Here is a 22461-nt window from a genome sequence, read left to right on the forward strand (position 1 = left end):
AACGCGGTGACCACCACCGCCCACTGCGGGCCCAGCGCCGCCCAGACGAGCGCGTAGATCCCCGCCGGGACGATCGGCACGTAGATCCGCCCCTCGGTGCCGAAACGCGCGTGCGTGCCCACCTTGCGCACCCGGTGCGCACCCAGCCCGCGCGCCGCGGCCGCCTCGCGTGCCTCACCCACCTTCTGCGCAAGTGCCCGGCTCGCCGTGTCCCGGGCCGTGACCAGAGGCGCCCGCGCCGCGTCGGTGGCGCCCGCAGCGACCGCACCGGCCAGCTCCGTCGACGCCCGGTCCAGGTCGGTCAACCGTTCCCGCGACTCCTTGATCCGTCGGCGCACCTCGCCGGCGAACCGCCACGCGCGCAGCCGCAGCGGGACCACCCGCCACAACCCACGCTCGCCCTCGCCCCAGGCCAGCACCGCGTCGCGCAACCACGTGCGGACCGCGACGGCCTGCGCCGCGAACGGCAGGGCAGCCAGCCCCATACCGGCCACGCCCAGCGGGTTGCGCCACAACGCGTCGACGACCTGCGGCGGCGCTCGGGCCAGAAGCTGCCCGAACACCCCGCCCGGCCGGAACCGTTCCACACCGGCGCCGTCGGTCACCCGCTCCAGCAGCCCGGCGCTCTCGAGCTCGTGCAGCCAGCCGGCGATCTTGCCTGCAGCCGCGTCCCGGTGCAGGCCTGCGCGCGCCACCTGCCGCGCCGTGGAGACCATCCAGCCAGGGGCGCCGGGCACGCGCTGCTGCGCGAGGTCACTGATCAGAACCCCCAGCTCGCCGACCGAGACCCCGTGCGGGTTGCTCCCCTGCACCTCGGCGCCCCACCACGCGGCGCCCAGCACCCGCCACACGTCCCACCTGGCGTCGTCGCCCGTACCGGGCCGGGCCTGCGGCAGCCGGGCCCAACTCGTCACCGCGGCGCGCAACCCGCGGCCCACCACCACCGGCGCCCGCACAGGGCGCCTGCCGAGCCGCGCATCCACCGCGGCGAGCAGATGCCCTGCCTCGGTCAGCAACGCCGCCCGCTCCTGAGGCCGTGCCGATCGCAGCGCGCGGTGGCTCTGCGCCAGCCGGTCGAGCATCCGCTCCACCGGCACCGGCTCCCGGGAGCCCCGCACACCGAGCGCGTTCCCCACCGTCTCGCGCAACCGAGCGAGCCCGTCCAGCAGCCCGCGCAACGCGCCGCCGCGCGCGTGGCCGATCGACACCCCGATCCGCCGGTCCACGTACTCGGCGAAGGCCGCAGCCTCGTCCAGCAGGTGGTCGCGCACCTCTCGCCGCCCGTCGAACACGCGGTCGCCGTGGTGCGCACCGGGGTGGTCGAAGCGCGCCTCCGAGTACCGGAAGAGATCCAGCACCCAGCCGTCCAGCAGGCGCTGCAACTCCTCGGCCAGATCGTCGTGGCCCCGGTCGCGCGCCACCTCGACGACCTCGTTCACGCGCTGGACGCGCAGGAACCAGCCCGCGTCCACCGCGACGAGGCGCTCCCGGCTGCCCGCCCACGCGAACCTGGTCACGCCGTCCACACCGAACCTGTCGGCCGCCTGCTCCGTCAGGCCCCGCACCGGCAGCAGCCGCAGCACCCCGACCACCTGGGCGCGCCCGTCCCGCACCGCGACCGGCACGACCACCGCACGACCGTTGCGGTACAGGCCCGCCAGCCAACGCGCCAACCCCGCGTCCGCCCGGCCAGGCAGGTCGCCGACATGCTGCGACGGCAGCCGGGACGCGTTCGTCCCGGGGCCGTCCGGGGTGGCGAGCCCCGCCTGCAGCGGGCTCAGGTCCGGCAACGTCGGCAACCGGTCGTGCGACAGCCGCTCCCCGGCCGGCAACCGCCCGTTGCGCAGCTCGGCGAGCTCGTGGACGCCCAGCATCCGCAGCGCCGTGTGGTCCAGGACCCCGCGGTGCAGCGCGGCCAGCACGTCGGCGTCGATGTACAGCAGGCCGCTGCGCGCGTCGGCGTAGAGCACCACGTCGTCCACGCCGCTCACCCGCTGGATGTCCCTGGTCATCCCGCGGACCACGCACATGCCCGCGCAGTCCGCGCTGTCCACCTCGACCTGCGGGAGCCCGAACAGCTCGGCCACCTGCTCGGGCGTCAGACGGTCGACCTCGAGCGCCCGGGCGAGCAGCGCCGCGATCGCCACGCGCTGGTCCGGGGTCAGGTCCTCGAGGGAGATGCGGGCAGGGCCGCCGCCGTTCTGCTCGCCGGTCGGTGGCGAGGTGCCCGAGGCGGTGCGACCGGGGCGGTGGTCGTTGTCGGAAGGCTGCTGCGTCTCGATCCGGCCGACGTACCGCTCGATCGCCTGCAGTACCTCAGCCGCCAGCTCGTCACGGGACAGTGCCACCTGGAACCCGTCGCCGCCAGGACGCGCCGGGGTGAGCTTCTCGATCCGGACGAGCGCCGGGTCGGCTCCCTTGACGAACCGGTCCCGGAACTGCGCCAGCGTGATGGCGCCGTCCGATCCGTCCCAGGACACGTTCAGGTCGACGATCCGGGCGATGGTCTCGGGCATCTGCACCCGCAGCTCGCCCAGCATCCGCTGCAACGACTCCGGCGAGTCCGCAGGCAGATCTGCAAGCAGGCGTGCCACCGCGTCCCGCTCGCGGCTCTCCTGGAACCTGGCGGGGTTCGCCTTCACGCTGACCACCAGCGATGGGCCGGTGTCACCCACGAGGAGGTAGTCCAGCTCGAGGAGGTCACCCAAGACCGTCCCGGACTCGGTGACCATCCGCACCAGGACGTTCTTCAACAGACGCTCGCCCCGGCCGGCGGCCAGCTCCGCCATCAGCGGCCTGGCCAGCTCCTCCAGCACACCACCACTCACCTGACCCGCCCAGGGCTGGGTGCGCGCGTAGGCCCGGGGATCGCTGCGGAACCTCACTCGGTGCTCCGCCCGACGGCTCAGGACGCCGCCCCGTCGCTCCACCTCCCGGTCGATGAGGACGCGTTCGTCTGCGGTCAGCTCCCGGGAAGGCGTCGCCCCGGCCGGCCGGTCACCGAGCTGCTCGGCGATGCGAGCCGCGTCGGCTGCGTGCACGGCCTCGTCGTGGGTGGCGTCCGGGTCGAGGTGGAACAGTCGGGCGTGCTCGACGGCGCTGCCGAGCAACTTCCGTCCGCGCAGCTCCGCCAGGCGGTGGGTGGGCACGACGATCACACCGATGCCGGTGCCCTCGTCCCGCCAGGAGAACTCGACCAGGCGCCGGCCGATCTCCGCGGCCTGGCGCCGCGTCACCCCGTCCTGCCGCCGGATGGCCCCGATCAGATCGGACACGGGCAGGACGAACAGCTCCTCGCCCTCGCGCAGCCCCGCCTCCGCGCGCAGCGCGGCCGGCGGACCGCGGTTGCGCACCGGGAGGGCGTCGCGACGGGCCGACTCGGCCCGCCACATCCGTTCGAGGGCGCCCTGGACCAGCCGGATCTCCTCCGGGCTGAGCCCACCCTCGGCGATCGGTCCACCGCCGACCCCACCGTGCCCGCCGTTGCCCTCCGCCACACGGGCATGGGCCTCGTCGCCCCCGCGGGCGGCGAACACGACAGCACCGAGCGTCGCCCCGACCGCACCGGCCGCGATGGTGAGGGCACCGGCCTCGGAAAGTACCGGGGCGCCGGTGAGCAGCACGGCCGACAGTCCCGCTGCCGCCGCGACGATCCGCGCGAGCGCTGGCGGTCCGCGGATCCGCACGGCGTCGGGGACGAGGTGCAGCGCGGCCGCGCTGAGCCAGTGCGCGCCGAGCCCGCCGAGGACCAGCAGCACCGAGCCACCCCCGCCGAGGACGGCGAGTCCGCCGCCGAGCAGCAGTGTCCCCGTGACGGCAGCGGCCCCCACCCGGAAGCGGTGGTTGCGTTGCTGCGTGTCGGGCCAGGCCGCGTTGCGCGGCGGCTGGGTGACACGCCATGCGAGTCGCATCGTCCTCGGCAGCCCCCGGAGCAGCGCGTCCCGGGTGTCAACGTGCCAGCCGAAGCCGTGGGCCTTCGCGAAGCGGGCGAGGACGAGGTCAGCATGCTCTCGCGCCAGGCCTGCTCCCACCACTGTCATCAGTGTCCGCGCGTCGCCGGCGTCGACGAAGCGCTGCAGATCGCTCATCACCTCGGCCGGCACCCGGCGGGCGAGCCAGCGGCCCAGCTGCTGCGCCCACGCCGCGTCGCGCACCTGGACCGACGTCCGGCCCTCGACCCGGTGCCGCTCGATCTGCGCCATCTGCCGCTTCCCGCCCCGGCTGCCCTCGGCGACCTTGCGGTGCATGTCGCCGTAGCCCTGCGCGAAACGGGAGAACTCCTGCAGCTTCGGCGAAGCACCGAACCCGGGCATGCGCGGCGTACCCGCCGCGGGCCACGTCGTCGCGGCCTGGCGCTCGACCAGGTCGACACGCTTTCGTTCGAGCTCGGCGATCTGCTCCTGCAGCGCGTCGCGCTCCTCGCGCAGCTCCGCGAGCTGCTCGCGGGCCCGCTCGGCCTCGCGCTGCCAGGAGACCTCCGGGCGCGTGAAGCGGTCGCCCTTCTTCCGTGTCCGCTGGGGGATCGCCTGCTTCGCGCGGATCTTCGTGGTGGCGCGGTCGAGGGAGCGGAACGCCTCGGTGACCTGCACCAGCAGTGAGCGCATCGCGCCGAGCTGAATGTCGAGATCACCGACCTGCTGCTGGCGCGCGGCGTCGCCTGCGACGTACCAGGCCTCCGCCCGCTGCGCCGGCGTGTAGCCCGCCCACTCCGCCGTGCTGATGTGCGACGGGCGCACCGACTCGGCACGCGAGAGGCTGCGGGGGAACACCCTGAAGTGGATCTTGCCGTCGATCTCCTGGAGCCGCCGGTCCCACACCGGAATCGGCCCGACGCTCGTAGTCGGGGCACCCGGCACGGGGTTCATCGGCACCAACCGCGGCGCCACCTCGGCAAGCCACGATCCGGTCTCCGCCACGACGGCGCCGGCATCGTCGCCCGTCAGCATCTCCGGCACACCCTTCGCGGCCCCTGGACCGGAACCGAGTCCGCTCCCGGCCGCCGGAGCCACCGAACCCGTGTGCGGGAGCGACGCGACGGACGCCGTCCCGCCGGCAGGCGCGCCTCCGGGTGCGGAGTCGAGCACAGGCGACTGGCGCGCCGGCGCGCTGTGCGTCCCGGCGTGCGGCGTGCCGGCGCTCGCATCGGTGCTCGCGGGGCGCGCGCCGGGCTCGGGCAGGTTGCGAGCTCCCTGAGGAGCGAGGAGGCCGTCGCCGGGGAGTGCCGGCTTGCCCACCGCCTCCACCTGCGACACGACCGCGGTGTGCGACGACTGCAACACGTGCGCCGGAGCGGCCTGCGGATGTGGCACGACCGAGTAGAGCCCCACCGCGACCGTCATGACGCCCTTGACGAAGAACGCCTGCGCGCGGGCCTTCGTCTTGGTCCAGCCCGACGGCTTCGCGGGCGTGGTCGGCGCCTCGGGCAGCGGGCCCTCGTCCGCCTCGGCCGTCTTCTGCCTCGTCGACGACGGGCCGTCGGCGTCCACCCCGGACTTGCGCACCGGAATCCCGGTCAGGAACCCGAGGTCGACCACGCCGGGCCCGTCCGCCTCGGCGCGTTCGGTCGCGAGCTCGTACCGCAGCCCGTCCAGCTTGGCCTCGAGCACTGCGACACGCTCGCCCGCGGCGACTCCGCCGCTGCGGTCACCCAGGCGTGCCTGGATCTCCGCGAGCCGCGCTTCGATCTGCGCGATGCGCTGCGCCCGCAGCTGCGCCCGCTGCGGTGTTGGTTCGACGCGCTGCACGGTGACGCCGGGTGCGACCTCGATCGGCTCACCGACGTCGCGGTAGTGCAGGCCGGGGATGTCGGTCGCCTCGGGGGCTCCCGGGTCGTCCGGCTTGCGCAGCTGGTCGAGCTGGTTCTGCAGCCGGGACCGCTCGTCCCGAAGCTGCCTGTTCGTCGTGATGTCCTGGCGTACCGCCTCTCCCTGCGCTGCGCGCGCAGCCGTCAGCTCCGTCTCGATCTCGACCATGCGCTCCTGGAGCGCCTGGACACGTTCCTTCACACCGGCCCGCGAGGGGGCGGCCACGATCTCGACGACGACCTTCTGGCCGCCGGGGAGTTCCACGGTGAACTTCGTCCCCGGTGGCGGGATGCCGGTGCTGCGCCCGGACATCGGTGCAGGCTCGGTCGGGAAGCCGGCGCTGGGTTGTTCACCGGACCCGGCGGGACGGTTCACCCCGGGCTGGAAGCCGGGGGTGTCCGACTTGGCGCCCCCCGAGCCGGGACCGCCGGTCTGTCCCGACCGGTTGTTGCCGGCCGACTCGACAGGCATTCCGCTGTCGTCACCGGGTGCCTGCCGCCCGGGTTGCGGGTCCTGTCCGCTCGGGTCCGCGGCGACACGGTTGCGTCCGGCCGCGGGACCGCCACCGCTCGCGTCGTCGCCGCTGCTACGCGCCCCGGGACGGGCCGATCCCGCAGCGGCGGCCGCCGTCTGCGTGCCCAGCGCACCGTGCCCGGACTCGCCGAGCGCGATGCCCAGCAGCACCTTCGCATCGGGGACGCCGATCCCGAACTCGCGTGCGATCCCCTCCTCCGTCGGTCGGGCCGGACGCTGCGCGATCTCCGCGATCCGTTGCACGACCTGCGGGTTGCGGGCCACCCGCAGCAGGGTCCTCGCGGTGGCCCGGGTGATGCCGAACTCTCGGGCCATGGTGCCGACGGACGGCGCCTTCGCGCCGCGCGCGATCGCACCGAGCCGGGTGACCAGCTGCGGGTTGCCTGCGGCCCGGAGCACGGCCCGCGCCTGGGGCCGGGTCAGGCCGAACTCGCGCGCCACCACATCGACACTCGGCCGTGCCGCGCTGCGGGCGATCTCGGCGATGTGGGCGGCCAGGTGGGGGTTGCCCGCTGCCTGCAGCGCCGCACGGGCCTCGAGCTTGGAGATCCCGAACTCCCGGGCGAGCTGCGTGACCGACGGGCGATCGGTGGTGTGCGACAGCAGTTCGATCCGCTCGACCAGGCGCGCCGACTTCACCGTCTTCAGCGCCGCCCGCGCCTCGGCCTTCGAGATGCCGAACTCCCGGGCGAGGTCCGCCACCTTGGTCGTGGTCGGCACGGATCCGATCCGCTCCGCCAAGCGGTTGACGCTCGCCATGCGCTGCGCCGCACGCGCGACCGAGGGGCTCACGCCGTGGTCGCGGGCCAGCACCCGGACCGGTTCCTGCACGCCCCGCTGGCTCAGGCCGGCGAGACGCTCGTTCAGCCGCTGGACGCCGGTGTGGGCGAGCGCGTCGCGCGCCTGCGCCTTGGTGACACCGAGCTGCTTGGCCAGCGCTGATGCGGTCGGCCGGACCGCGCTCCGCGACCCGGAGCCCACCCATTCCCGGAGCCGGGCGTTCGCCTTCGTCCGGAGGATCTGGCGTGCCGCCGACGTGCTGATACCGCGTTCGCGCGCCAGCTGCCGGGCGGTCGGGGGCCGGTACGAGGCTCCCTCGCCCACCTTCCCGCCGCGGGCGGGCAGCGGCTTCACCGGGGTCACCGACCGCAGTGGGGTGCTGCCGGGCCGTGCGATCGGCGCGATCGCGCCCTTCTGGGGCACCATGACGCCGCTGCGGCTCATGCGCGGCAGGCCGAAGGCGCGGTGGCCGGAGAACTTGCCGGCGCCCCCCATCGCGAGCGGCGCGGCAAGCATCCCCCAGCTCTGGAACAGCCCGGAGACCGCCTGGGATTTCTGCCCGTCCGTCATGGAACCGCGATTGGCGAAGTAGGACCCGGTCGCTTCCACGGCCATGGAGCCGAACACACCCATGCCGGCCGCGTTGGCCCCGTAGACGACGCGGCTCGCGGGGCTCGCGGCGGTGAGCCCCACCATCCCGCGCCAGCTGGTGCTGGACGCGGCCTGGGCACCGCTCCACGCGGCGTTCCACCCGGGCGCTCCGGTGGTGGCGCGGGCCCACAACCCGGAGCTGGAGCTCGCGCCTCTGACCCCTAGTCCACCGGCGTTCGCGGTTGCCGCGGCCGCGCCGCTCGCCGCGGCCTTGAGCCCGACCCCGAGTCCGGTGACGACCAGCACGTTGCCCGCGAGCCCCAGGTAGTCCGCCCTGGCCGCCGGGTTGGACCAGCTGTTCGACTGCCCGTGGTTGTTGCGGCTGACGATGTTGCTGACCGCGTCGTAGGTCGTGTACGCGACCCCGCCGGCGATCAACGCGGTGCCACCGACCGCTGCCGCCACGCCCAGCGGCGACGCCGCGCCCAGCGTGGCGAGGGTGGCCACGCCGCCTCCGGCCCAGAGCAGGACACCGCCGACGACCATCGCCCCGCCGACGACCCAGCCCTTGGCCTTGTCCCATCCGGATATGTGCTTGCCCTCGCCGGTGGTCAGGGTGCACCCGTTGCACCCTTCGGGCCTCGAACCGTCGGCGAGCTCGCCGTCGGCGTCGACACCGGCGATCGTGAGGTCGGTCGGCGAGACCAGCTTGCCGTCCTCGGCCAGCATCTCGTTCTCGTTGCGGAAGTCCTCCAGCCCGTCGTAATGCCCGCCCTTGGCGTCGATGAAGCGGTAGGTGCCGTCGTCCTGCTTCACCCGGAACAGGGTGACGGTGGTCCAGAAGCCTTCCTTCTCGTCGGTCTCAGGCTGGTAGTAGGGCATGTCGATGGCCTCGACCCGGCCGTCGGCGCTCAGCTCGTCGATCCGGTCGCGCACCTTCCCCGCGGCTTCGTCGTCGCCGCCGAGCAGGTCCGCGATGACCTCGCGATCGTTCTCGATCGCATGCGGCAGCCGCTCCGCCTCCATCAGCAGTGGCGTCCGACCGACGGCGGCCGAGGCAGCCTGCGCGTCCAGATCCATGGTGTCGTCGATGAGCGTGCGCAGCTCGCCGCCGTAGTTGCGCCACTTGGGCTGCAACTTCGCCGCGGTGTGGATGTAGCGGAAGTCCGGCATCATCGTCGAGGGCAGAGATCTGCCTCCGAGCAGGCTCTGGTTCGGCCCGATGGAATCGCCCGGCTTGTAGTTCCGCGGCGCCTCGAACGGTTTGTCGCGGACGTAGTTGTACCGCAACTCGGTCAGTGACGAGAGCGTGCCGAAGGTCGTCGACAGGTCCTTCTGCCGCGCTTGGGGCGACACCGACAGGCGTTGGTAGAGATTGTTGACCCGGTTGTGCCGGTCGAAGGCACCGTGCAGCTCACCCGCCCAGCCCGGGTTGCCCGAGGCGTCGGCGTAGGCCAGGTCGGTGCGCCGCAGCACCTCTTCCTTGTCGTCGATCTTCCCCTGCAGGGGTCTGGCGATGTCGGCGATCGCGCCCTGCTCCTGGGTGATCGCGTTGTGCTCACCCAGCAGCCACATCGACTCGGCCTGGTTCGGACCGCCACGTTCCTGCACGCGGCCGTACGCGGCGTTGAAGCGGGTGATCCGCTCGTTGAGCGCCATGGCGCGTTCGCCGGTCGCCGAATGCAGGGCCAGCTGCGCCTGCCCGACTGCCTGCTGCTGCCCGGCCACGACGTCGATCGCGTCCTGCTGTTGCTCCGCCGTGGGCGCCTTCGACGGGTCGTATGCGTCGCCGAGCACGTGCTCCATGAGCTGCCGGTTGTTGCCGACCTCCTGGTTCGCCGCCCGGAAGTCGTCCATGGTCCACGACGCCGAGCGCATCTGCTGCAGGCGCTGCTGGACCGGGGCCCACTTCTCCAGCAGGCCGGGCGCCTTGTCATCGATCTCCTCGCGCAGCGGGGAGATCTCGGCCCACTCGCCGGCGTCGATGTGGTCGTCGCCGGCCAACGCGTCCTCGGTCAGCTGCGCCAGCTCGTCGATCTTCGGTTCCATCGCCTCGTACTCCGGCGCGAGGTTCCGCTCCGTGACCGTGTCGTCGAGGATCGACATCTGCGCGCCGTCGAGCTGCGTGCGCGACAGCTGGCCGAGGTCGTCGTTGTAGGCGGCGAGCTCATCGTCCTTGCCGGCGTCCTTCAGCGCGTCGTACTCGGACTGGCTCAGCGGGCGGCGGTCGTCGGCGTCGCGACCCAGCAGCGACTCCCCGTCCGGGCCCTCGATCGCGGCGAGGTCCGCGGCGGTCTCCTTCGAGACCTTCAGGCTCGGGTCGAGCACCGCGACCATCGCCCCGTTCGACTCGCCGGGCGCCTTGATCTCCGGCGCGCCCGAGCCCTGGCAGGCGTCCCCACCGCCGGCACAGAACCGGCCGGCGTAGGAGTCGTCGGTCTCGGTGCGGTAGAGCAGCCCGGTCCGCACCCCGATCTCGTTGCCCTCAGCGTCCTTGAGGGGGTTGCCCTTGCTGTCGACCGGGACGGTGGCGTTCTGGATGTCGCCTGCCGCGTTCTGCCCGTAGCAGCCACCGCCCGCGCCCGAGGCGTTGCAGATCGCCCCGCCGCCCTTGCCCGCACCCTTGCCGTCCGCGTCGGCGAGGGAACGGTTGTACTGCGTGAACCCGCAGTAATCGCCGGCGGTGCAGCTCTGCTTGTCCCCCCACGGGGTGTAGCGCGAGACCGGGCCACCGTTGCTGTCGTCGAACAGCTCCACGCTGCCGTAGCCGTTGGGGAACCGACCCGTCCCGGTCGGCAGCTGCTCGGTGATCCGGCAGTTGGAGCACTCGGTCACCGGGTCGTACATCGGCTTGCCGTTGGACGCGTCGTTGTAGACGCCCGGCATCGTGCGCTTGCAGTTGCCCTCGCACCACAGCGAGCCGCCCTTGCCCTCGCCGTCGGGCGTCGTGCCCTTGATCCCGTGAGTCAGGTCCCCGCCGGTCAGCTCGACCTTGAACAGGTCCGTGCCCGCGGCGTCGGAGAAGTTCGGGTTGTTGTCCTTGTTGTAGTTCGGGTCCTTGAACTGGAGGTACCCGGTGGTGCCCTTGATGGAGTAGATGCCGGGCGAGCCGTCCTTGCCCCGCCCGATGATGCTGGTGAGGCCGGCGCCCGGGCCCTCCGAGCCGTTCGCGTGCACCACGTCGCCCTGCTCGTTGGTGAACTCGCCGCCACCGTGGAACTTGATCCGCGCAGGGGCGCCGCCCGCGTCCTGGGCCTGGATCTCGCCCCAATTGCCGTTCACGGTCAGCTTCTCGCCCGTCGGCGAGGTCCACTCGCAGCCACCGTTGCACGAGCTGGCGAACGGCGAGCCCGCCTTGTTCGAGAAGCGGACGTTGTTCTGCCCGGCCTCCGACGCCGACTTGCGCGTGAAGACCATCTCGTTGCCGCTGCGACCGTCGACGGCCTTGCCCTTGCCGCGCACCCATGCCTCGGCGTTGCCCTGCGCGTCCTGGGCCATACCGACGCCGTTCTCGCCCCGCACATGGTGACGGCTGCCGGGCTCGCCCTCCACCGGCATACCCGCGTAGTAGTCGCCGTTGGCGTTCTGCTGGCCCTTGTCGTTGCCGCCGGTGATGCCGCCCTTCGTCTCCGTGCAGGGCGCCTGGCAGGTGTAGGTCGTCGCGGTGTCCTGGCCCCGCGGCTTGATCTTGATGATGATCGTGCCGTTCTCGCCCGGGGTGACCTCCACCGCGGCCTGGTCCGGTCCCACCTCCTCGATCGGGATCGGATCGCCGTTCTCGTCCACGGCCATGCCCAGGCCGCTGACGTCGATCTCCGCCGCGATGAACCCGAGACCGTCGCCGCCCCTGCTGCACCCACCGTCACCCGAGCAGCCCGAATCGGCGACGCCCATACCGTCGGGCCCGGCGATCGCGACCGCCCACGCCCCGCAGCCGCCGTTGCCCGAACCCGAGCACGTCGCCCACTTGTCCGCCGTGTAGGTGCCGTAGGGCGTGACCAGCTCGTCGTGAGCCGCCGCGTGCGCTGTGTAGGTCGCCGAGCAGTTCGCCGCGCCCGTGCAGCTGGCCCCCGCGTTCGCGAAGCCGTCCCCTGCCACCGCGTAGGCCGACACGGCGACCCCACCGCCGCCCATGCCGCCACCGCCCGAGCCGGACGCGGACGCAGACGCCCACGATCCCGACGGGTGCGAGTCGTACGCCGAGACCGACGCCTCGTAGTAGTGGCTGCAGCCCGTACCGGCACTACCCGTGCAGGACGCCGACGCCTGTGCGAACCCGGGCCCCGACGTCGCCGTTGCGCTCGTCATGACCTGGCCGCCGCCGAAGGCGCCCGCGCCGGACCCGGTCGCCGTCGCGAACGCGCCTGCCGCCGAGGCCGAGCTGTGGGCCCGGTAGGAGTACGAGCACCCGGACCCCGGGCTGCCCGTGCAGGAGGCCGCTGCCATCGCGTGCGAGGGGCCGGCGTCCGTCATCGCGCTCGTCGCGCACCACCCTGAGCCGGCGCCACCGCCGGAACCACAGCGCGCGTTCGCGGACGCCGTGTTCCCGCCGGCGGAGTCGGCCGCCGAGCTGGAGGCGGAGAAGCTGTGCCGGCACCCCGAGCCCTCGCTGCCCTGGCACGTCGCCGCAGCCATCGCCTGGCCGGGCGCGGTCTGCGCGACAGCGCTCGTCGCGCACCACCCGGACCCGGCACCTCCGCTCGTGCCGCAGCTCGCCTGCGCCGCCGCCCGGTTGCCGCCGCTGCCCTGTGCGGCGTTGCTCATGGCCGAGTAGCTGTGGCTGCAGGTGGAGCCCTCCGAGCCCTGGCACGCCGCGGTGACCTGCGCACCGCCCTCGGTGGCACCGACCTGGCCGGAGCCGGCGCAATGCCCGTTCACACCCGCGGTGCAGTCGGTGCGCGTCTCCGCCCGGTTCGTCCCCCCGGGTGCGGCGGCCTGCGCAGTTCCTTCGGTGTGCGTGCGGCACCCGGTGCCCACGCAGCTGCCCGTGACCTCGACGATGTCCTTCGCGGCGAACCCGCTCGTCGTGGACTGGCAGCCTCCGGCCGCCGCACACGTGGCCGTGGCCCGAGCGCGGACGGCGCCGTCCGTGGCGCCGGTCGTGTCGGTCGTCGACGAGGTGCGGGTCGCGCAACCACCAGCGGTTCCGTCGTCGCACATCGCGGCGACCGCAGCGGTGGTGGTGGCGAACCTCGCGGCCGCGTCGCCCGCCGTGCTGATCGACACCGTCGCGTTCGCGCTGATCTGCGCCTGGCACGCCCGGGTGCCGACGCATCCGGTGGTGCCGTCGGCCGTGCTGTGGCTGCGCCGGTCGTCCGGCCCGGCCGTCGCGTCCGCAGAACCGTTCAGCGTGCCGGTGCAGCCGGCCTCGGGGCACGAGAGCTGCGAGCTCGTCTGACCCGTGACGGTGGCGCCGGGGATCGTCTCCGGCTTCTCACCCTGCGTCTGCCCGGCGTTGCGCACGACCGTGGAGACTGCATCGCTCGCGACGGCGCACCCGCCCTCGGCGGCGGTGCAGCTCGCGTCGGTGCGCGACTCGCCCGCCAGGCCCGAGGTCTCCCCGGTGGTGCGGGCGGTGCAGCCCGCCCCGGCGCACTGCGCGGCCGCCGAGGACTGCGCCAGCGCGGCCGGGGCGTCCGTCACCGGCTTCGCGGCCAGCTCGGCCGCCTCACCGGCTGCCTTGCGCGCCTCGGTGGCGGCGGTCGCCGCCTCGCGGGCTGCCTTCTTCTGTTCTGGGGTGGCGCCGGGCCGCGCGGCGATCCGCGCTGCGTCTGCGGCGTCCTTCTCCACCTGCGCGGCCTGCTGGGCCTGCTGCTCGGCGGCGTCGTTCTGCTGTTCGGCGATGATGTCGGCCACGACCTGGCCGGATCCCGCCGTGGAGTTGCTCTGAGCCTGGCAACCGGACTCACCGGCCGCACAGCTCGCGGTGGTGCTGGATCCGCCGGCCGGTGGGCCGCGCGCCCCGTTCCCGTCGTTCACGGCGGTGGGGCCGTCGCTGCCGGCGGCCGAGGTCCGGGTGGTGCCGGCGCAGTCGCCCGAGCTCCCGGCGCAGTCCAGGGTGGCCGAGGCCATCGTCCAACTCGACGCACCCGGCACCGTGGGGCCACCGGTGTTCGCGCTCGAACCCGGCGCAGTCGGCGCGGGCGGCACCGCCGGCCGGTCCTGGCCATCAGCCGGCGCCTGCTGCTCCTCGGGAGCGTCACCAGTGGTCTCCGACGACACCGTCGCGTTCGCCGTCGACCGTTCCGCCACCAGCGGCGCGATCACGTTCGCGTCCGGGCCCGACGAGGCCCCGGAGTTCGTCACCGCCTGGCACACCCCGCCCGACACGCCCTCACACGAGCCCTCGCTGCGCGAGCCACGCGCATCCGGCGACACCGACGGGTCCGTCGCGGTCGCCGCGCTGGACACCTTCCCGCCACAGACCACCGACCCGTCACACGTCAGCGCCGCACCGGCCGCCGACGCCGCCGACGGACCGGCCGACAGCCGCGCGGCGTTGATCGCCTTCGGGTTCCCGTTCGCATCGACCTGCTCACCCGACAGCGCCAGCGCCGCCCCCGAACCCGTCGAAGCCTGCGACACCGACCGCACCTGGCACCCGCCGGTGCCACTCGCACAGCTCGCCGTACCCTCCGACGTGCGCGGCGCGCCACCATTCACCGCGCCGTCCCACGCCGCCGTGCTGGTCTTCACCGTGCCCGAGCACGCCGTCCCGCCCTCACACGCCACGCTCGCCGTCGACGACGACGTCGAGGACGGGCCGCTGGTCGGCTGCCCCGCCACCGGGAGCCCGGTCTCCGGGTCGGTCACCACGAAGTCCGGCGCCGACGACGCCGACGACCTGCTCGACCCCTCGCACCCGCCACCGGTGACCGTGCAGTCCGCGGACGCGCGGGACCCGCGGGCGTGCGGCGAGACCGCGGTGTCACGCGCACTCGTCCCCGACGCCGTGGTACCGCCGCAGGAGCCGGCACCGCCGGAGCACGCCACCGACGCGCCCGCGTTCGACACGCTGACCGGGCCGGACACCGCGGTCACGCCGGTGGCCGCGGCCTCCTGCGCCGAGACGACGTCGCGGTCGGCGACCGTCGTGTCGGCCTGCGCCCCGCACCCACCACCGGCACCGTGCACCGAACAGGCCGACGTCGCCGTGCTGTCACGCACCCCGGTGACGTCCCCCGACGCCGCACCGGAGGTCGTCGCACGACCCGAGCCCGTGCAGGCCACGTCGTCGCAGTCGACCCGAGATCCCGCCGTGCTCGACGCGACCAGCTCGCGGGCGGCGACCGGGCGCACCGCGGCGAGCGCATCGTCCGAACCGCTCCACTCCTGCTCCCCGGCCCGGTCGCTCACCTCCGACGTGGAGTCGGTCGAGCAGCCGCCCGCGGCGGCCTCACAGCTCGTGGAGGCGCTGGTCTCGCGGACCGGGGCAGCCCCGCCCGCGAGCGCGGCGGTGCCGGTGACCTTCCCGCCCGTGGTGGTCTTCGCCGTGCCGGAGCATCCTGCGGCGCCGGCACAGTCGACCGAGGCGTCGGCCTCGCTCGCGCCGGCGCTGTCGCCGTCCTCGGCGTCGGTGGCGGAGTCGCTGCGGGTCTCGCAGCCGCCGCCGCTGACCGTGCACGTGGCCGATCCGTTCGTCGCGCTCCGCGGGGAGCTCTTCGCGGCAGCAGCGCCCGCAGCGTCCGTGACGTCGTCGTGGCCCGCGTCGGTGGTGCTGGTGGCCGTGCCGGTGCAGGCGGCGTCGCAGTCGACGGACGATTCCGCATGCGCCTCGCCGCCCTCGTCGGACACCTCGACCGAGCTGGAGGTGCCGCAACCCGCGGCCGAATCGCAGTGGGCAGAACCCGTGCCCTCACGACGCTGCTCGCTCACCGGTCCCGCCGCGGCGACGGTCCGGCCCGCCGTGACGGCCTCGGCACCGCCCTCGCCGTCCACGTCGGCCGCACGGGCGTTCCGGTCCGTGCCGGATCCGCTGCTGCTGCTGTCGCACGACCCGCCGTCGGTGTCGCAGTCCGACCCGGCCTGCGACCGATCGGCGTGCGACTCGGTGCCGCACTCGCCGGTGCACGAGGCCGCCGCGGACGTCCGGTCCTCGGGCGCGTCGGCCCGCTTCGGACCCGAGCTGTCACTGCGACACGATCCGCCGCCGGACTCGCACGCCGACGCCCCGCCGCCCGGTGTCGCGACGCTGTGCTGGGAACACCCGCGGGCGTCGCCGTCGCACCGCGCGGACGCGCTGGTCTCCTCGCCGTCGGCGCCCCGGCTCGACGCGCTGGACCCGCAGCCGGCATCGGCACCGGACAGGTCGCACGAGGCCTCGCTCTTGCTCTCCCCCGACTTCGACGACGCACCGCACCCCGACGACACACCCGACAGGGCCACGCACCGGTCCTCGTCGCGCTCCCCGTCCTCGGACTCCGACACCGAGCCGCACTCGACGAACGCGCCGTCCGAACCGCACCCCGCGGCCGAGCCCTCGTCGTCCAGGCCGTCCTCGGGCACGACCCGCGCGTCCCGGTCGGTGGCCTCCATCAGCTCGTCGGTGGCCTCGTAGACCTCGTCACGCCGCTCCTCGAACTCCGCGGCATTGCGGGCGTGCTCCTTCTTGGCCGCCTTGTTCGTCACCGACCCCGCGGAGACCTTCTTCTCCTCGGCCTCGAGCTCCTTCTTCGCCGCGTCCAGGTCCTGGTGCCCGTCGACGACCTCGTCGACCAGCTCGGCGCGATCCTCCGACAGCTCCGCCCGGTCCTGCGCGACCTGGTGCTCCAGCTCGGCGTGGTCGGCGGCCTTCTTGTCGTACGCAGCCTTGCTCAGCTCACCCGACGCGACCTTCTTCTTGTCCCGCGCCAGTGCCTTCTCGCCCTTGTCGGCCTCGATCCGACCCTCGAGCACCCGCTCGGTGCGCTCGGCCGAGTCGTCGTACTCCCGATCCTCGTCCTCGCGGTCCTCGTCCTCGCGGTCCTCGTCCTCGTCGCGGTCGGAGTCCTCGGCCTCCGCGCGCAGGAGTCGGTCGGCCGGCGGGCCTCGCGACCGCGCGTCGGAGAACTCGCGCGAGCCGAGCAGCGATCCCTCGCACCCGTCGCTTCCACCACCGCAGGCCTGGGTGCGCCCGTTGCGGTCACCCTCGACACCGTCGGGGGAGACGCGCTCGCCGTCGCCCGAGCCCAACAGCTGCGCGAGCACCGCTTCCTCGGCCGCGGCCCGGTCGCGCTTCTCCTTCTTCCCGTCCTTCTTCCCGTCACCACGCTCGGCGCCCTTCTCCGCTGCCTTCTCAGCTGCCTTCCGGACCGCCTTGCGCACCGCTCCGGTCACCCGCTCGGCGTCGTCGTCGGACACCCCCGCCCGGTCCGCGGCGAACCGCACCGCCCCGTCGACCAGATCGCCGACCGCAGCGGACGCGTCGCGCTCCCCGTCGGAGTCCCGTTCCCCCGCCTTGCGTGCCGCGTCTCGCGCGTCGCGCACTTCCTTCCGCACGGCCTTCTCCGACCGGGTGTCCTTCTCCTCGGCGCGCTCGTCGGAGCGGTCCGACAGCTCGGATTCGACCCGCTCGACGAGCTCGCCCGCCTCCTGCGCCCACTTCCAGCCGGCGTGGTCGGCGCTCCGACGGCTCTCGCCGTCGGTCTTGTCGCTGGTCTTGTCGTCAGTCTTGTCGGCGCGGGTCCCGTCGATCTCCTCGGCCAGGTCCCGCGCCCACCGGCGAGCCTCCTTGCGGTTGCTCTCGCCGTCCCGCTCCCCAGCGCGGTCCTCACCGAACTTCTCGGACAGCTCCGACCAGTGCGCCTCGGTAGCCGACGCCCGCTCGTCCTTGTCCTTCTTCTTGTCCTTGCGCTCGTCCTGGTCGCTCTCGTCCACGTCCACGTCCACGTCCACGGACCGTGCATCCGCGATGCCCTCGGCGAGTTCACGAACCCACCGCGCATCGGCGCTCCGCTCGCCGTCGCCGTCCTTCGAGCGGGCCTTCTCGTTCTTCGCCTGCTTCTGGTTCGCCTGCTTCTCGCCGGCGTCCTCGTCCCGGTCGCGGCTGCCGCGGTCGAGGTGGTCGGCCAACTCCTCGGCCCAGCGCCGTGCGTCGCCGTCGCGATCGCTGCTGTCGCGCTTACTACTATCGCGCTTACTACTGTCGCGCTCGCTACTGTCGCGCCCCGCCCGCTCTCGGACGGACCGCGCCTCGCGGTCGACGTCCTCCTCGCGGTCGCGCCCGTCGGCCCGCTCGTCCCGGGCGGCCTTCTTCACGCGCTCGCGGACGCTCTCCCCGTCGTCGAGCGCCTCGCGGACGGCGGTGGAGATGTCGTCGGCGTCGCTCTTGTCAACGCTCTTGTCGTCGCTCTTGTCGCGCTTGCTCTCGCGGCGCTCGGCGTCGGCGCGCTCACCGCGGTCCTCGGATCGGCTCTCGGCGCGCTCGCCATCGTCGGCGCGCCCGCTCACCCCGCGCACGTCCTCGGCGCCCTCGCCGTCCCGGCGTTCACGGTCGGCGCGCTCACCGTCGGCGCGGTCACGGTCGGCGCGGTCACGGTCGGCGCGGTCGCCGTCGGCGCGCTCATCACGGCCCGCCCGCTCCTCGCCCGATCCGTCGACCCGTTCGTCCTCCTCGCCGGCCGACCCGTCCGACCGCAGGTTCCCGGACCGCCTATCGGCACCGTTCCGCTCGTCGTCGCCCGACTTCTCACCGGCCTTCTTCTCGGCCTTCTTCTCGGCCTTCCGATCCGACGAGTCGGAACCCTCTTCGGATCGTGCGCTCTGCACGTCCTCGCGATCCGCGTCGCGTCCGGCCCGGTCGCCGTCCGAGCCATCGCGACCGGCGTCGGTCTTCGACTCCTGATCGGAGGAGGACTCGGAGGCGGAGCGCTTCTCCCGCTCCTTGCCGTCCTTGTCGGACTCGTCCGACTCCCGCTTATCCTTCGACTTCTCCGGATCGTCCTCGGACTTCTCCTCGGACTTCTCCTTGTCGTCCGACTTCTCGGACTTCTTGTCGTCGCCGGACTCCTCGTCCTTCTTCTCGGACTTCTTCTTGTCGTCCGACTTCTCCGACTTCTTGTCGTCGCCGGACTCCTCGTCCTTCTTCTCGGACTTCTTCTTGTCGTCCGACTTCTCCGACTTCTTGTCGTCGCCGGACTCCTTGTCCTTCTTCTCGGACTTCTTCTTGTCGCCGGAGTCGCTGTCCGAGGAGTCGGAGTCGTCCTTCTTGCCGCCGGCGGGCCTGCTGTTCCCTCCCTTCAGCACGCCCTGCTGGACAGCCGCCACCGGAACCACCACGGCCGCGGATGCAGGCGAGGCGAGGAACGCCGCGCCGATCCACAGCACCGCAACGGCACCGGCCAGACCGAACGTCCACCGCACGAGCCGCCACACGCGGTCCGCGACGGAGAGCCGCAGCCGCACGACAGCACCACCGCACGCGGGGAGGCCGCTGGCCCCACCGTCGTGAGCAGACTGCCGATGCATGACGAACGACTCCCGTGGATCGAAGCGGTCAGGAACGAGTGTGCAGAACCCCGGCGGACGCCGTGGGCGCACAGAACAATCGGAGACGTACAGAACTAAGGGGCACCACACGTCGCGCCTGAGGCAGCGACCCGCTACCGGACGGATGACGTCACGCCCGGCAACCCCGCGGTTCCCCGGCCACCATCCCGTTGCGCAACGTCAGCAACCGGTGTGAACCGGAACCGCAACCTCCCCCACAGGGCGAGGCAACGTGGAAGTTACCAGACGTCCATGTCGTCCGCGACCCCTGCGACGCGGATTCGCCCGCCCACGCCGTGGCGCCGGCCGCGGCCACGGCCACCACCTGCGCCGACGTCGCGCACGCTGACCGGCATCGCGGCGCGACACCTTGCCCCGAACTCCGGTCGCCGACCGATCACGATTCGGATCGGCCCCGGGGGAGTTCGTCCCCGGCTCAGTCACCCGTTCCTCGCGGTCGGTCAGGAGATCCTCCGGCCCTCAATCGTCGCGAACGGGAGTGCCGGTGACGGCGCGCAGCAGGGGCCGCGACGCGGCGGAAGCGGCCGCCACCACTGCAACTCCGGCGACCAACGATGCACCCAGGAGGACGATTCCGGCCGGTTCGAGGGCACTCGTCGCCGCCGCGAACGGAAATGCGCACAGGAGGCCGAGAGCGAGTGCGATCGCGGCGAGGACCAGCAACGGCCGGACGGTCTCCGCCCGTCGAGCGGAATCGAGCACCGAGATCGGGGTCCCCGCCAGCCGCAGCGATCGCAGCGTGCGCCGGTGGTCGAGCACGCGGCCCGCCGCCGCGGTGCCGGTCGCCGTGGCCGCGATGAGGAAAGTTCCGGCCAGCACGACGAATGCGCCGCGCTGTAGGTCCGCGACGAACACCGCGTCCTCCGATTGCGCCTCGCGCTCGGTGAGAACGGGACCGGCCGCGACGGGTTCGAGCGCGGTGCGGACGCGATCGCGGTCGGCCGGAAGTGTCGGTGTCACCGCGATCCCCACCTCTGCGTCGATCCCTGCTATCACGACCTCGGCCGCAATTCCCCGGGCCGCGAGGCGATCGCGGACCTCGGCCTGGAGTTCGCCCACCGCGCCGGCCGGCGCCACGATCCGCAGGGCGGTGTCGTCGCCGAACGTCGAGGCCGACAGCGTCGCCGTCAGCGGGGAGAGGAAGCCGGCGACGAAGACCGCGAGGGTGACCCCGGAGAGCGGACGGAACGCGCCGCGCGGGTCGTCGAGGAGCCGGCGCCCGGCGATCAGGGCGGCCGGGGACCGGGCCGCGCGGGTCATCCGGTTCCCGAGCAACCGGACCACGAGCGGGCCGATCAGCGACACGGTGCCGAAGAGGGCGAGCACCCCGACCCCGAACACCAGACCGGCGACGTCGGCGGGTCCCACCTGCCGGGCCCCGTTCGCGACCGCGAAGACCCCGATCCCGCCGGCCACCCCGAGCAGGCGCAACAGCCGGGCCGTGCCGGGACGCTGCCGTCGCACGACACCCAGGGGCTCGACCACCACCTCGCGCATGCCACCGAGCGCGGCCAGCAGGGCCAGCACGACGACCCCGGCGACGAGGCCCGTGGCCGTCGCGGGTCCGGGTCGCAGGTCACCGGCGAACCAGCCGGCGCCTCCGAGTTCGATGGCCGCCAGCGCGGGCGCCGCGACCCACTGCACCCCGATCCCGAGCACGGCAGCCGCCGCGGCGACCGCCGCCACCTCGGTGACCGCCGCGACGGTGACCTGCCCCGTCGACGCGCCGAGCAGGCGCAGCACGGCCAGCCGCTCCGCGCGCCGCGCGGCGGTGAGGCGGGCCGAGGCGCCCAGCAGGCTCGCGACCGGGAACACCAGCAGCACCGCGGCCACGTAGGTGAGCTGGCGGTAGAGCTCCAGGAGCCCGGTCGTGCCCGCGGCGAAGGAACCGACCGGCACCGCGTCCGGCACCTGCGACGGCGTGCGGCCGATGACGGCCACCAGTTCGTCCGGCGCCACCAGACCCGCCTCCGTGATCTCGCCGGTCGGAGCGGGGAACCGGTCGGCGAGCGCGTCCGGCGGGAGCTCTCGCAGGAGCGCGGCGAGCGCGGGCGACACCCACACCTCCCCGGGCCCGGGCACCCGGGGCAGCCCCGGCGGGGGTGGCGTGGGCGCCAGCCCTGCGATGTCGACCCGCTGGAGGGGCCGACCCGCCGCGGCGTCCGTGCTCGTCCCGACCATCGCCACCGGTGCACCGCTCGCCCGGACGGGCTGTTCAGTGCGCCAGCCCGCACGCGCCTCGCGCGCGTCCCAGCCGTGCACCGCACCGAGGGCCACGGCGAGCAGCGCCGTGCCGACCGTGATCCCGATCCCGATCAGGGCCGCCGAGGCGGCCGCCCGCCGCCCACCGAGCCGCAGCAACCGCAGGCTCAGCGCCGCCGTCGCAACGTTCACCTGCTTCCCGCAGCGGTCGGGACGCGGGCCGTGTCCGTGTGGCCGTCGCGCAGGACGACCCTGCGGTGGCAGCGGCTCGCGACGTCGGCGTCGTGCGTGACCACGACCAGCCCGGCGCCGGTGCGCGCGGCCAGCGCCACGAGCAGTTCCATCAACCGGCAGCCGGTCTCGCTGTCGAGCGCGCCGGTCGGCTCGTCGGCGAAGACCACCTCGGGCTCGGTCACCAGTGCCCGGGCGATCGCCACCCGCTGCTCCTGTCCACCGGAGAGCTGCCCGGGCCTGCGCTGCTCGAGCCCCGCGAGACCGAGCGCGGGGAACCACGCCGCCGCCTGCACCACCGCCGCGGACCGCCGCATGCCGCCGAGCATCAACGGCAGCGCCACGTTCTCGACTGCCGGGAGCTCGGGCAGCAACTGGCCGAACTGGAACACGAACCCGAGCCGCGAACCCCGCAGCGCGGTGCGCCGGGCGTCCGGCCACCCGTCGATCCGGTCGCCGCCCAGCCACACCTCGCCCTCGTCGGGCGCCAGGATGCCGGCGAGGCAGTGCAGCAGCGTCGACTTCCCCGAACCCGACGGCCCGGTCACCGCCACGACCTCGCCGCGGTGCACGGCGAGGTCGGCGCCGCGCAGCACGGTGGTCGCCCCGAACCGGTGGGTGAGGCCGACGCCGCGCAACACCGGCTGCGCGACCGGCGCGGTCATCGGCCGTGCCCCGCGTCGGCCATCGACTCGAGCAGCGGCAGCGCCGCCATCAGCACGAGCACGAGCACTCCCGAGAACCAGGCTGCGGTCCCCAGCACCGAGGCGATCATCTCCGTCATGCCACGACCCTCTCCCCGGACGGGCGGCGGTCGCTTCGGCCGGAGGAT

At 73.7% G+C, this 22461-nt stretch carries 4 protein-coding genes (1 of these 4 only partly in view); all 4 read right to left on the minus strand.

Annotation, left to right across the window (positions count from 1 at the left end; translation table 11 throughout):
* A protein-coding gene (locus CFP66_RS07680) for an NUDIX domain-containing protein (protein WP_094921765.1) crosses the window boundary here: on the minus strand, positions 1–19091 show its 5' portion. 16465 nt of this gene lie to the left of the window's left edge; 19091 of the gene's 35556 nt are visible here — the first part of the coding sequence; it begins with the start codon at positions 19089–19091; its stop codon lies off the left edge, out of view.
* 564 nt (positions 19092–19655) lie between these two features.
* Complete coding sequence (locus tag CFP66_RS07685) at positions 19656–21590, minus strand: FtsX-like permease family protein (protein WP_094921767.1); 1935 nt, start codon at positions 21588–21590, stop codon at positions 19656–19658.
* Positions 21587–22294 (minus strand): ABC transporter ATP-binding protein, encoded by a 708-nt coding sequence (locus CFP66_RS07690; protein WP_094921768.1) that lies wholly within the window; start codon positions 22292–22294, stop codon positions 21587–21589. Before CFP66_RS07690 ends, CFP66_RS07685 begins: the two co-directional genes overlap by 4 nt.
* Positions 22291–22413 carry a hypothetical protein gene (locus CFP66_RS49880; RefSeq protein WP_255413825.1) on the minus strand — a complete coding sequence of 41 codons (123 nt, stop codon included), beginning with the start codon at positions 22411–22413 and terminating at the stop codon, positions 22291–22293. The genes CFP66_RS07690 and CFP66_RS49880 overlap by 4 nt, the downstream gene beginning before the upstream one ends.
* Positions 22414–22461: the final 48 nt, after the last annotated feature.

This window comes from Pseudonocardia sp. MH-G8 (genome assembly GCF_002262885.1).
In the GTDB taxonomy this organism is placed as follows: domain Bacteria; phylum Actinomycetota; class Actinomycetes; order Mycobacteriales; family Pseudonocardiaceae; genus Pseudonocardia.